Here is a 13,053-nt window from a genome sequence, read left to right as displayed (position 1 = left end):
GCAACTTTTAGTCGTTTTCTTCTTGCGAAGTCTCCTTGCCTCCTGTACGCAATTCTATCCCGTTAGTAACCGTACTCAAGTTTGTTACAACCACTTTTTCTCCTTGTTCCAAGCCTGACCTTATATAAGCGTATTCATTATCGGTAAGGATGATGTCCAATTCCCGTATTTCCAAAAGCCCATCTTTCATTACCCATGCGGTTTGATTGCTTCTGACCAAATCCCTATCGATGCGTACAACATTGGGAATGGAATCTGCCTCGATATTCACCTCCACAAAAGTTCCGATCATCAATTTGGGGGCACCTTCCAACTCTTTTGATGTTGCCAATGGGTCTTCTACCCTGACCAAAACCCTAGCCAGTCGGGTCTGGGCGTCCAATGCACCAATTTGTCTATCCAAATAACCTTTACGGTGGGCACCTTTTGTCCATGCCGAAGAATTTTTAATATGAACCAAAGACCCTCTTTCTGAGTTCGATTCGGGAAACTTTAACCATTGCAGTCGGGAAATTGGTACTGTTGCCGTTACCCAATAACTATCAGTCCCAACAATTCTACCCAAATCATCTCCTTGAGCTACTTGACTCCCCACAGTAACATTCTGACTCAAAATATGGGCATCGAAAGGTGCACGTATGGTGGTGCGGTCCAAATTTAATTGTGCTTGGTTTACGGATGCTCGTGCAGCTTCAATGGTAGCCTTCACCGCATTTAATTGGGGCTTACGGAGAACCAATTGTGTTTCGTTGTCGGAAAGTGGGTTATCTCCGAACAAGGAATCGTTGTTTATGAGCTGAAGATCTTGTTCCGCAATTTGTTGCCGTCCCATTTCGGTGGCCAAAGTTGTTTCGGATTGCAGCAATTCGCTTTTTCGGAGCTCCAATGTATTTTGATAGTCTGATGGGTCTATCTGCAGCAACACTTCTCCCTTTTTTACAAAACCACCGGGAGTGAATGCTGGATCACGACGAATGATCTGCCCCGAAACCAAAGGGCTGAGAATTACATCCTCCACGGGTTGCACGGTACCTGTTGCCACAATGGTAGGGGCAAAAGTACCTTTCTCCACCGGTACCACATCTACCAAAATAGCGGTTTCAATGGTGGCTCCTTCCTGTTGTGCTTCGGGTTCGGTGGAAAATATGAGTGTTGTCACCAATATTCCTCCCAAGAGAATGGCCAAACAAATCAAAACTAATTTTTTATTGCTCATAGAATTCGTCCCATTTATTTTTTTGTTCATCTAAATTTCTTCCAGTATCAAATCCTCCTGCCAATGCCCGATACAAGGCTATCCTTATTTGCACGTGCTGCAATTGGGCAGCAACATAATCTCTTCGCAACTGTTGTTCTTGGTCTAGGCCCAATAGCACATCCAGGTATGGACTAAAGCCATTTAAAAACTCAACCCGTAATTGCTTGTTGCTTTTTTCGGCCAATTCCAGTTGCCTAGCAATATTATCCAATCGTTCTGCTTGTTTCATATCTTGGGTCAAGGCATCTTCAACTTCTCTAAAAGCGACCAAAGTAGCCTGCCCATACTCGTACAATCGTTGCTTCTTAACCGCTGTGGCCCTATCTACCTCGGCCTTTAATTGTCCTCCATAAAATAGAGGTGCCAAAATATTACCTGCTAACGAATACGCCCAATTATCAAAAAGATTATCAAAATTATTGGAACGAAGCTGTCCGCGACCGCTCAAAGTAATTCGTGGATATTTACTTTGGACCGCTGAGGCCATATCCCTATCTGCGGCCAACAAAGTTGCAAAGGATTGTTTTAAATCAGGTCTTCTGCGAACCAATTCCAAGGGCAGGCCCGTTTTTGGCAATTCAGGAACAGTGGGCATAGTAGCCCCATCCAAGACAATTCCTTCTTGAGGTTGTTTACCCAAAAGCACGGCCAATTGGTTTTTTAAAAGTTGGATATTGGTTTCAAAAATTATCTTCTGTTCCTTGGTACTTTCCAGTAACTGGGCTTGCCGTAAAATATCTACCGCTCGTAGTTGACCACCCACAAAACGAGAGCGTATGAGTTTAATGATGGCTTCGTTGGTTTTGATCTGGTCTTCGGTAATCTGTAATTGTCTTTTAGCAGCCTGTAATTGATACCAAGTTGTGGCAATTTCGGCAGAGAGTGACAAGGAAAGGGTCTGGTAGTCGAAATAGCTGGCTTCCGACCTAAATTTTTCTGCGTTTACGGCAGTACCTATACGACCCCATAAATCGAGTTCGTAACTGGACAAAAATCCCAACTGAGTATTCTCGCCACCAACAAAATCCGGTTCTGGAAGGGTTCTTGCCGTTTGGGCCGAGGCTTCAATGGCCGGCCATTTATTGGAGGCTTGGGACCTGACCGTGGCCCTCGTCGACAAAAATTGTTGCCAAGTGGCAGCCAAGTTTAAATTGGACCGCATTGCGCTATCTATCAATATGTTTAATTTATCGTCATTAAAGACTTCCCACCACTTATCTGTGATCAAGGAATCCCCGCTTGATGTGAACTCTTGAAAATCATCAATTGGAGGTGATAGGTTTGAATATTTGGGAGAGCAATTGAAATAGAGCAATCCAAAAAAAGAAAAAAGAAACAAAACTGCGAAGCTCTGTCTGTTTTTGATGTTTAAATAATACCCCTCTGTTTTGTTTTTTTCCATTGTCTTGATTTGATAAACTAAGTTTAACAAAAAACACCACCAATATAATTAAGTGAATTTCAAGATGTTTTGAAAAAAAAAACGTTCAAACAACCGTACAGGCCCCGTCAACAACAAAAATTGCCCCAAAAAGTAGGTTTTGAATGGATTTAAGCGTTTTATCCATAAGAAAAATTGCCCAGTTTGTTTAAGGTTGGGGTTTTTAGCAGTTTTCCTTTCAGCTCCAACCCTCTCAATGGTTGTTACAATAATCATTATCCCACATGTTTGGTATATGGATAATGATCAAGGTAATTATTGGGTTCACTACTCCTTTTCCTTCTTTAAAACGGAAAGCGGAGAGTTCCTTACAATACTTATACTATTTCCCACACCCAAGGCAAAAACCAATAAGGTAATGGCGGGAAGTATCACGAAGAACGGCACCCATGAGGGAGCAAAAGTGGTTTCAAACAACATATAGGCCAACAAGGTACTTCCCACCACAGCGAGCAACACCCCCATAAAAGCTCCTAAAAATCCGAGGACGGCGTACTCAATGGCAATCATTTTTAAAATTTGGGAGCTTTGGGCCCCCAAAGTCCGAAGCAAGGCCCCTTGTTTTACACGTTGGTGCTTGCTGCTGTAAATGGCTCCCATAAGCACTGCAACTCCAACAAATATGCTAAAAAAGGCCATAAAGTTGATGACCCATCCAATTTTCCCTAAAATATCTTCCAACAGACTTAGGATTCGTTTTAAATCCAAAATGGACACATTGGGAAAATCGCGTACCAATTGTTGCTGGAGTTGTGCAGAGCCTTTATCATCGGTGGTCCTGGTGGTCATTACTCCAAACTGTGGGGCATTTTCGAGTACTCCCGATGGAAAAACTATGGAGAAGTTAGGTTGTAACCTGCTCCAATCTACTTCCCGTATGCTCTGCACCACCGTGTTCATAATCCTGCCCTGTACATTAAATGTAACGGCATCCCCAATAGCTACTTTGGCCCTATCGGCAAAATCACTGCTCACAGAGATGGGAACATCGGAATCCGAATCCACCCTATTTACCCAGTCCCCTTCCAAAATACGTTCGGACCCAATAAGACTGTCCCGATAAGTCACCCTAAACTCATGGTTCAAAATCCATCTGCTCACTTGCGATGTGGTATCTTTCCTGATATCTTCCACATGTTTTCCTTTAAGGGTTTCCACCCGCATGGTCACAATCGGAATTTTATCGATTACTGGATACCCCAAAGCTTTGATACTATTGGAAACTCCATCAACTTGTTGGTTCTGAATATCCATCAAAATCATGTTGGCAGTGTTGGCACTATCCTCAATGGCTGCTTTCTCCAACAGCATATCCTTTGTAAAGTACAGAGTGCTTATCAAAAAAGTTCCAATGCCAATGGCCAATACCAATACCAAGGTTTGATTTTGGGGCCTGAACAAATTCTTCAAACTCTGGCGGGCAATAAAACCCCACGAATACGGGAAAAACTTTTTCAACATAGCCATAAAGAGTCGGGCTACTGCGGTCAAAATCAAAAAGACGACCAAAAGTCCTCCAACAAAAAACAAGGAACGCATGAAGTCGCCGAGCAACCAAAACGAAAAACTGAATACAAACAATACAATGCCCAAACCAACTGCTGTGGTAGCCCGCTTTGATCGGGATTTGGTTTCCTGAACCACACGCAAGGCCTGCAAAGGTGAAACATATAAGGTTTTCATTAAAGGATAAAGGGCAAAGAGCACGGACATCGCCAATCCCAACGAAAGTCCCAGCAATACACTTTGAAGGGATAGGGCAATTTCAACATCCACGGGCAATAAATCGCCCAATAAGATGGGAAACAAATGTTGGAGCGAATAACCAATGGCTGTTCCCAGCAATCCGCCCAAGATTCCCATACAGGCTATTTGAACAAAGAAGATAAGGTAACTCTGCCGTTTTGAAGCCCCCAAACATTTGAGCACGGCAATGGATTTTACCTTCATTTGAACATAAATCCCCATACCACTGGCAATACCTACGCATCCCAAAAGCAATGCTATAAAACCGACCAGATTGAGGAATTTTCCAAAATTTTCGTAACGGCGTCCCAAGCGTTGCGCTTCGGATAGGTGGGTGTCCAAATCAGCTTCTTCGGCATCCAGTATGGGTTCCACTTTTTCGCCCAATACAGCCATATCTTGGTCTTCATCGGCCTTGAAATAATATTTGTACTCAACCCGACTACCTGTTTGTACCAGACCTGTTGATTCAATAAATTGAAAAGGAATCAAAACAGGTGGTGCAATCGCCCCAAAAACCGAGGTACTGCCGGGAACTGTTTCCAATTCCCCTGCTATGGGAAGGGTAACTGCCCCCAACTTTATACTGTCGCCAACCTTTAGGTTGAGCTGAAGCATGGTAGTGGCATCCACCAATGCCCCACCGTTTCTAAAATCGTTTGCCGCTGAAACGGGTGTGGTTTCCAATTCCCCATAAAATGGAAAACCGCCTTCCACTCCCCTAACCTCCATGAGCTTGGTGCCGTTATTTCCCGGAAAGGCTGCCATGGACAGAAAATTGATCTCACGCGCATCGGTCCCTCCCAAGGAATCCATAATCCCAATTACTTTATCGTTGACGGGCCTATCACTTTCTATAAGGTAATCCGCGCCCAAAAGTGCTTTGGACTGTTTAGCAATATTTTCTTTTAACAATCCACTAAATGACTGGACACTGACTACAGCGGCCACGCCCAAGGTTATAGAGAATACAAATAATAATAGCTTACCATAACTTGCCTTACCATCACGCCACGCCATTTTTAGCAACCAAGAAAATCCAGTGTTGTGCTTCCCCATATTAACCAACGGTTTCCTCGATTTTACCTGATCTTAGGCGAATACTTTTATCTGTTTTTTGGGCCAGCTCCAGATCATGGGTAACGATTACAAGTGCGGTGCCCTGCTCTTTGTTGAGTTCAAAAAGCAAATCTTCTATTTTGGTACCTGTTTCATCGTCCAGGTTTCCTGTGGGCTCATCGGCAAAAAGTATGGCAGGTTTGTTGGCAAAGGCACGCGCCAATGCAACACGCTGTTGCTCCCCGCCCGATAATTGGGACGGATAATGGTCTTCCCTATTCTGCAATCCAACCTTGGCCAAAAGTTCCTTCCCCAGATCCGCGGCTTTTTTAACACCTCGAAGTTCCAAGGGAACAATCACATTTTCCAAAGCGGTCAGTGTAGGCAGCAATTGAAAGTCCTGAAAAACAAAACCTACGTTTTGATTTCTTAATCGTGCCCTTCCGTCTTCATCAAGTTCAAACAAATTTTGGCCGCAAAGCCAAATTTCGCCTTCATCAGTGGTATCCAATCCTGCACAGAGTCCCAACAAGGTGGTTTTTCCACTGCCCGATGGGCCGACAATCGCAAAACTTTCTCCACTTCCCACTTCAAATGAAACATTGTTGAGTACATTGAGGTCGTGTTCCCCACTTCGATAGGTTTTAGAGAGGTGTTGAACTTTTAATATCTTTGACATACCACGCTTTAGATTAAAAACTCTCAAAATACTAAAATAGATCATGACCAAGAAAACCCCGAGCTTCCCATTACCGTTAATGTTTTGTTATTTTTTATCGCTACTACTTCTTGGTTGTGGGGAAAAAAACGCTAAAAAAGATACTGATGAAGCTTCGGCCACTCAAGAAGCAACGGTTACCGAGACCAGTGAATCAAGCAAGAAAATCCTGTTTTTTGGCGACAGTCTTACCGCTGGCTATGGGTTGGAGGTCAGTCAGGCCTTTCCAGCACTTATTCAACAAAAAATAGACTCTTTGGGTTTGGATTATACCGTAATCAATGCTGGACTCAGTGGAGAAACTACGGCAAGCGGAAAAAATAGGTTGGAATGGGTTTTGGAAGACGGTATCGACATCATTATTATAGAATTGGGTGCCAATGATGGGCTACGGGGTGTCCCGCTTACGGAAACGGAATCGAATCTTCAAAGTATGGTGGACACCGTCCAAAGCAAATTGCCCAATGCCAAGATTATTCTGGCAGGAATGAAGATTCCACCGAACATGGGCCCTGAGTATACTTCTCAATTTGAAAATATATTTCCTGAATTGGCTTCATCAGAAAACATAAAATTGATTCCTTTTTTATTGGAAAACGTAGCTGGAATTCCCGAACTCAATCAGGGGGATGGCATTCATCCAACAGTAGCGGGACAAAAGTTGGTGGCTGAAAATGTTTGGGAGGTTTTGGGTCCGATGCTCTAATTTTTTTGTGCGCAAAGTGTATATTTATCGAGCACACAAAACTAAACTAAACATCATGAAGTCATTTTATGTACTTCAGGAGTATACTTTTGGCAGCACACAACGGTTGTTTCAAAAATATTTCCTGTTCTTTCTGGGCGCACTATGCAGTTTCTCCCTGTATTCCCAGCAGCAAGATTCACTTGCTATCATCAAACTTTTGGAAAATGAAGGGCTTACTTGGCGGATGGGCGACAAAGAAGCTCATGCGAAATACTGGGAAAAACGGCCTTACAGTCGCTTTATGGTATCTACCGCGGATGGGCGCACCATTGATATTCCAATAGAGTCCATCATAGATCCTCCATCCGATATGATCGGGAATGGTGGTTTTGCTTTTCACAGCAACCATAAAATGAAGATTGTCGGCAGTACAGCTTGGGTAATGCATGACGAGGTTTCAGTTGGAACCGATGGCAAGGAAAGTCTTTCTACTGAATTTCGTTTATTGGAAAAATTTGATGGCCATTGGAAATTGGTGGGACAATCCATCCATTTTTACGATCATCCACCTGAAAATAAAATTGATACCACTAGCTACATACAAACAGTGGATATTGAAACGGGCAGCATTGAGACCGTACTTGCCATAAACGAACATTTTGAGGCTCCAAATTGGCATCCGGACAATTATCTTATTGTAAACAGTAAGGGAAAGCTGTACACTTTGGACTTAGAAACCAAAAATTTGGAGGTGTTGGACACCGATTTTATTGACCAGAGCAACAACGACCACGGGATTTCCGCAGATAGCAAATGGCTGGCCATTAGCCACAACGATGTGACCGATCCCTCGCCCAAACCTTATAAATCCGCTATCTATGTGATGCCTGTTGAAGGTGGAAAACCTAGAAAAGTAACTTCTAAAGTACCATCCTACTGGCACGGTTGGTCTCCCAACGGAAAACGATTGGCTTATTGCGCAGAACGAAACGGTAATTACGATGTGTACACCATCAGTGTGAATGGTGGAAAAGAAAAAAGGTTGACCACGGCCGAAGGGCTGGACGATGGGCCTGAATATTCGCCCGATGGAAAATATATTTATTACAACTCCTATAAATCTGGACACATGCAGATTTGGCGGATGCTTGTCAACGGAAGAAAACAAGAGCAGTTGACCTTTGATAAAAATTCCAATTGGTTTCCACATCCATCGCCCGATGGAAAATGGATTGCGTATATCGCCTACACTTCCGACCAAAAGCAAGACCATTTGTTCGGCAAACAAGTAAAACTTAGGCTTATGAACATTGAGACGAAGGCCATAAAAGATATTACCCCTGTTTTCTTTGGTGGCCAAGGTACCATCAATGTGCCTTCTTGGAGTCCGGACAGTAAAAAATTGGCCTTTGTGAGTTATTCAGTAAACTAAAACCTATATATAAAATCAACAATTGATGAAAAACAATTCAAACAAAAGAAGAAAATTTTTACGACAGATAGGAGCCACTACTTTGGCCTCTGCTGCCACCCCATTCGCATCTTTTGCAGCACAAAAAAAAGCAGAAGAGCGCATGTTACGATATGAAAAAGGATTTTCTAACAACGATAAAATAAGAATCGGAGTAATCGGATACGGGGTACAAGGGCATTTTGACCTAAACACCGCGCTACAAGTCCCCGGGGTTGAACTTGCGGGTATCTGTGACCTGTACAAAGGCAGGTTGGTCCGGGCCCAAGAAGAATTTGGAAAAGACCTGTTTGTTACCCGAAGTTATAAAAATCTATTGGACAGGGATGATATTGACGCCGTGCTAATTTGTACTACCGATGTTTGGCATGCCCAAATAACATTGGATGCCCTTGCGAAAGGCAAACACGTATATCTGGAAAAACCTATGATGCACAAAATTGAGGAGGGTTACCCTATGATGAAAGCGGCCAAAAGATCCGGTAAGGTTGTTCAGATAGGTAGTCAAAGAGTAAGTAGTGTTGGGTATGCCAAGGCCAAAGAACTTTTGGCCGCAGGTGAAATCGGCGACCTTAACATGGTGCAAGCGGCCTGGGACCGACAAAGTTCCATCGGGGCATGGGAATATACCATTCCTGACGACGCCAGTGCGGAAACCACGGATTGGGACACTTTTATAGAGGTAACCGATAAAATGGAGTTTGATGCCAAAAAATTCTTTTGGTGGCGGGCTTTTAAGGAATTTGGTACAGGTGTAGCTGGCGACCTTTATATCCATTTGTTGAGCGGAACCCATTTTATTACGAATTCCAAAGGACCGGAAGATATTTATAGTACAGGCCAATTTAGTTATTGGAAAGATGGTAGAAACATGCCCGATGTAATGTCCGGTGTAATGCAATACCCGGATAGTGAGGAACACCCTGCGTTTCAATTAAATCTGCGCGTAAACTTTATTAGCGGTACGGGAGGCCAGGAAATTATACAAATGATAGGTTCCGAAGGTACCATCACCATAAACGGAAATGATATTACCGTTGGGTACAGCAAAATGCCCGAAGCACCAGGTTTTGGTGGGTATGATTCAGTATTCACCTTTCCAAAGGAAATGCAAGACCGCATGACGGCCGACTATAACGCCAAATGGACCAAAGCGCAACAAAATAAACATCCAAAAGGCGATGTTATTTACAAAGCGCCCGAAGGCTATAGTGCCCATTTGGACCATTTTACCAATTTCTTTGATGCCATAAGGTCTGGAAAAGAAGTGGTGGAAGATGCTGAATTTGGCTTTAGGGCAGCGGCTCCGGCCTTGGCCTGTAACACCAGTTATTTTGACAAGAAAATAATGACCTGGGACCCCATAAATATGAAATTGGTCTAAATTCCCAAGTTTCTTTTGGAAGATATTGGAGGCATTAGGAGCTTTTTCAATGGTACATCGGATTGTTTTACCAAGCTTTGGATATCCTATTGTCTCCCCCAAAAGAGATGTTTTGCCCAGAATTACACCCTCTACCATTGTCACAATTATATTTATTGATATATTTACATGTTTCAATATATAGTTTGATTTGAACCTTAAGCAAGTAGAAAAAATATCAAAGGCTTTGAGCGATGTCAATCGGTTGAAGATTCTTCAAGCAATCCAATGTTGTGATGACAAACTTGAATGTAGCACGATTACTGCATCACTGCATCTATCACAACCATCGGTAAGCCATCATATAAAAAAATTGGTCGATGCTGAATTGATCGAACCTCAAAAAGAGGGACGGTTCTATTTTTATTCACTCAACAAAGATGTGATGGAAAACTACTTGAAAGCCCTCAAAAAACTTTGATTTTTATTTCAACAATACATCGATACATATAAATATATGAATTCAAAAAAAATAGCGTACTCTATTCTGGAACTGGCCGTTCTTCCCAAAGGGAGCTCTATTAACCAAGTATATAAAAACACGGTAGCCCTTGCCCAAAAAGCCGAGGCTTTGGGTTATGAACGGATGTGGTTTGCAGAACACCACAACATGCCCGCCATTACCAGTAGTGCCCCCGAAATTTTAATTGGCCATGTGGCGCAGCACACCTCTACTTTACGTGTAGGTTCGGGCGGGGTAATGTTGCCCAACCACTCCCCTTTTGTTGTTGCAGAAAAATTCGGAACCTTGGGAAATTTGTTCCCCAACCGTATCGATTTGGGACTGGGTAGGGCTCCGGGCACCGACCAACAAACGGCCAGCGCCATTAATCCAGGATTTATCGAGGCTACACATTCTTTTCCGAGCGATATTGAAAAAATTCAGAACTATTTTTCAAGCGACAACAAAACGTCCAAAGTAAGGGTAACCTTGGCCGAAGGGGTGGATGTACCCATTTACATTCTCGGTTCAAGTACCAGTAGTGCCCGATTGGCCGCCCAAAAAGGATTGCCCTATGCCTTTGCCAGTCATTTTGCAACGGCCCAACTCTTCAATGCCCTAGAAATTTACAGGGAGCAGTTTCAACCTTCGGAAGTATTACAAGAACCTTATGTTATTGCTGGTATCAATGTAATCATAGCAGATACCGACAAGGAAGCTGAACGTTTGTATACATCGGCCTTAAGAATGGTCATCAATATTTTGTCGGGGACCCAAAGCGAGTTTATTGAACCTCCTACCGAAATGAGCACGAGTTTACAAGAGGTACGACAGCACCCTGCCATTATGCAAATGACGCGATACTCATTTGTAGGCAGCAAGGAAACGGTAAAAAAACAGGTTCAGGGCTTTATTGACGAAACACAGGTTGATGAACTAATAGTTTCATCCATAATGTACAGTACCGAAGACCGAATAAAATCGGCTGAAATATTCGCGGAGATTATGGTGGAGATCAATGAAAGTTCCGAAGTCCACAAAACATCTGCTGTGGAGTAATAAAAAACAAGCATGGACGGCTATCCATGCTTGCGGTTATTTTTTTGATGTGTTTTGATTGCACCTATTCTCTCAACACTTGGATTGCTTTTACATCTCCGCCATCAGGGCCAAAAACTCTTTGTCGTGCTGTGGCTTTACCTCACAAGTATTGTCAAAAAACATGGTAGGTGTATCCTCTGGGGTATATTCAGGCCACTGCGGCAATCCATTGTGGTTCGGGTTTCCTGTTTTCGCAAAATTGATCCAGGCACTGCTCATTTTATTGGCAAGTACATGGGCTTCCTGTCCACCACCTGTCATTTGTCGGGCACATTCAATATTATCAAAAACAAAAGGAAGTTCCATGCAATGCAGGGCTTTATACTTCCCATCAAAAACAGGGGATTGCCATGTGAACATAAACATATAAACGGGTGCCCCGCTATTTAATTCTGACTTTTTATTGGCCTGGAAAACGGCCCCTGGCCTAAATGTGGCATCTATGTCCAACAGGTCGGACGGTCTGGTATCGTTAGGATATGCTTTCTTTACAGCTGCCACATAATCATCTGCCTTGTCTTTGTACGTCTCCTTAATATGAGCCATCACTTCTTCTTCGGATGCTTGGAAAAAACGTCCGTTCATAAATGGTGTAAATTCATTTTTTGTGGTTCCCAACATCAAGGGAATATCTTTGGAAAGTTCGAATGCTTCGTCGGACATTAAATCGTGCGGAAGTACATTCCCATCCATACTTGGCCCCCAATTGAGGCTCAATCCTACAGGAACAATGCCTTTGGCATTCATTTGCTTGGCTACTTTTTGCAAAGCTGCAGTTCCCGCTGCGCTTAATTTATCGAACGGGATGGTTTGAAGACTGTCCACTTGGTCTTCGGATAACGAAAGTTGCTGCAACACCTCAGCTGCAATAGCTCTTGTGGTTTCCTTTTTGGACAAACTGCCCCTGAACGACCCACTTTGGTTAATCGCTTTATGAAACAGTCCCTTGGCCCTGGGCATGGCCATCAATGTATTTACTTTGGCTCCTCCCCCGGACTGACCAAAAATGGTAACGTTGTTAGGGTCACCACCAAAGTTGGATATATTGGTTTTTACCCATTCCAAAGCGGCAACAATATCCAACATACTGTTATTGGCGGATTCTTTGTATTTATCGCCATAGGCGGATAGGTCCAAAAAGCCGAGAATATTGAGCCTGTGGTTGATGGAAACCACGACAACATCTCCCTTAGCACTTAAGTTTTCACCATGGTAAGAAGGAAGTTCTTGACTGGAACCTGCCGTATATCCCCCACCGTGAATCCAAAAAAGCACCGGTCTTTTTTTGCCATCATCAATACTTGGGGTCCAAATATTGATACGCAGGCAATCTTCGCTGGTATAGCCCCAATCGTGGTCAAAAACAAATTCAGGTTCATCTTGAACCTGTGTAGTGGGAGTCATTAAAGGTGCCACGGGACCATACATGGTCGAGCTTCTCACTCCTTCCCAAGGTTCCACTTTTGTTGCTGGCATAAAACGTTCTGCCGTTGCGTAGGGAATTCCTTTATAGGTGTAAATTCCATTTTGGATAAATCCGCGGACTTTTCCGGATTCGGTGTCGGTGACCGCAACATTTTCTCCGGTAACAACTTCAGTTTGTGCATATATTGAGCTCAACCCTGAACAGACCAAGGTTGCTAGGAGCATTGTTTTTAATTTCATTACAGTTTGTTTAGTTGTTAAATTTATGTGTAAAATTTAAT

At 43.1% G+C, this 13,053-nt stretch carries 10 protein-coding genes; 5 read left to right on the top strand and 5 right to left on the bottom strand.

Annotation, left to right across the window (positions count from 1 at the left end; translation table 11 throughout):
- Positions 1 to 7 precede the first annotated feature (7 nt).
- From GO009_RS11870 to GO009_RS11855, 4 genes are all read right to left on the bottom strand, one after another.
- Entirely contained in the window at positions 8 to 1,216 is a 1,209-nt protein-coding gene (locus tag GO009_RS11870) for an efflux RND transporter periplasmic adaptor subunit (RefSeq protein WP_163626419.1), read from the bottom strand.
- A complete protein-coding gene (locus tag GO009_RS11865; RefSeq protein ID WP_163626418.1) occupies positions 1,206 to 2,660 on the bottom strand; it encodes an efflux transporter outer membrane subunit in 1,455 nt (484 codons plus the stop codon). Before GO009_RS11865 ends, GO009_RS11870 begins: the two co-directional genes overlap by 11 nt.
- A gap of 306 nt (positions 2,661 to 2,966) precedes the next feature.
- The gene (locus GO009_RS11860) at positions 2,967 to 5,504 is read right to left on the bottom strand and encodes an FtsX-like permease family protein (RefSeq protein WP_203532446.1); all 2,538 of its coding nucleotides are present in this window, start codon (positions 5,502 to 5,504) and stop codon (positions 2,967 to 2,969) included.
- Between the two features lies 1 nt (position 5,505).
- Complete coding sequence (locus GO009_RS11855; RefSeq protein ID WP_163626417.1) at positions 5,506 to 6,183, bottom strand: ABC transporter ATP-binding protein; 678 nt, start codon at positions 6,181 to 6,183, stop codon at positions 5,506 to 5,508.
- A gap of 43 nt (positions 6,184 to 6,226) precedes the next feature.
- Between GO009_RS11855 and GO009_RS11850 the strand changes: the two genes are divergently transcribed.
- From GO009_RS11850 to GO009_RS11830, 5 genes are all read left to right on the top strand, one after another.
- Positions 6,227 to 6,928 carry an arylesterase gene (locus tag GO009_RS11850; protein ID WP_163626416.1) on the top strand — a complete coding sequence of 234 codons (702 nt, stop codon included), beginning with the start codon at positions 6,227 to 6,229 and terminating at the stop codon, positions 6,926 to 6,928.
- A gap of 55 nt (positions 6,929 to 6,983) precedes the next feature.
- Complete coding sequence (locus GO009_RS11845) at positions 6,984 to 8,342, top strand: PD40 domain-containing protein (protein WP_163626415.1); 1,359 nt, start codon at positions 6,984 to 6,986, stop codon at positions 8,340 to 8,342.
- A 25-nt stretch (positions 8,343 to 8,367) separates the two neighbouring features.
- Positions 8,368 to 9,765, top strand: coding sequence for a Gfo/Idh/MocA family protein (locus tag GO009_RS11840; protein ID WP_163626414.1), 1,398 nt, complete (start codon positions 8,368 to 8,370; stop codon positions 9,763 to 9,765).
- Positions 9,766 to 9,955: 190 nt separating this feature from the next.
- A complete protein-coding gene (locus GO009_RS11835) occupies positions 9,956 to 10,225 on the top strand; it encodes a helix-turn-helix transcriptional regulator (protein ID WP_163626413.1) in 270 nt (89 codons plus the stop codon).
- 36 nt (positions 10,226 to 10,261) lie between these two features.
- Complete coding sequence (locus tag GO009_RS11830; RefSeq protein WP_163626412.1) at positions 10,262 to 11,305, top strand: LLM class flavin-dependent oxidoreductase; 1,044 nt, start codon at positions 10,262 to 10,264, stop codon at positions 11,303 to 11,305.
- A gap of 90 nt (positions 11,306 to 11,395) precedes the next feature.
- Here GO009_RS11830 and GO009_RS11825 read toward each other — a convergent pair whose 3' ends face one another.
- A complete protein-coding gene (locus GO009_RS11825) occupies positions 11,396 to 13,012 on the bottom strand; it encodes a carboxylesterase/lipase family protein (protein WP_163626411.1) in 1,617 nt (538 codons plus the stop codon).
- Positions 13,013 to 13,053 lie beyond the last annotated feature (41 nt).

The organism is Allomuricauda sp. TY007 (genome assembly GCF_010468565.1).
Classification (GTDB): Bacteria; Bacteroidota; Bacteroidia; order Flavobacteriales; family Flavobacteriaceae; genus Flagellimonas.
This window is presented reverse-complemented; position numbering and strand designations above follow the sequence as displayed.

Bases quoted from the DNA above. Each gene is read 5' to 3' on its own strand.
- GO009_RS11870 (WP_163626419.1), bottom strand. From the start codon at position 1,216: ATGAGCAATAAAAAATTAGTTTTGATTTGTTTGGCCATTCTCTTGGGA.
- GO009_RS11865 (WP_163626418.1), bottom strand. From the start codon at position 2,660: ATGGAAAAAAACAAAACAGAGGGGTATTATTTAAACATCAAAAACAGA.
- GO009_RS11860 (WP_203532446.1), bottom strand. From the start codon at position 5,504: ATGGGGAAGCACAACACTGGATTTTCTTGGTTGCTAAAAATGGCGTGG.
- GO009_RS11855 (WP_163626417.1), bottom strand. From the start codon at position 6,183: ATGTCAAAGATATTAAAAGTTCAACACCTCTCTAAAACCTATCGAAGT.
- GO009_RS11850 (WP_163626416.1), top strand. From the start codon at position 6,227: ATGACCAAGAAAACCCCGAGCTTCCCATTACCGTTAATGTTTTGTTAT.
- GO009_RS11845 (WP_163626415.1), top strand. From the start codon at position 6,984: ATGAAGTCATTTTATGTACTTCAGGAGTATACTTTTGGCAGCACACAA.
- GO009_RS11840 (WP_163626414.1), top strand. From the start codon at position 8,368: ATGAAAAACAATTCAAACAAAAGAAGAAAATTTTTACGACAGATAGGA.
- GO009_RS11830 (WP_163626412.1), top strand. From the start codon at position 10,262: ATGAATTCAAAAAAAATAGCGTACTCTATTCTGGAACTGGCCGTTCTT.
- GO009_RS11825 (WP_163626411.1), bottom strand. From the start codon at position 13,012: ATGAAATTAAAAACAATGCTCCTAGCAACCTTGGTCTGTTCAGGGTTG.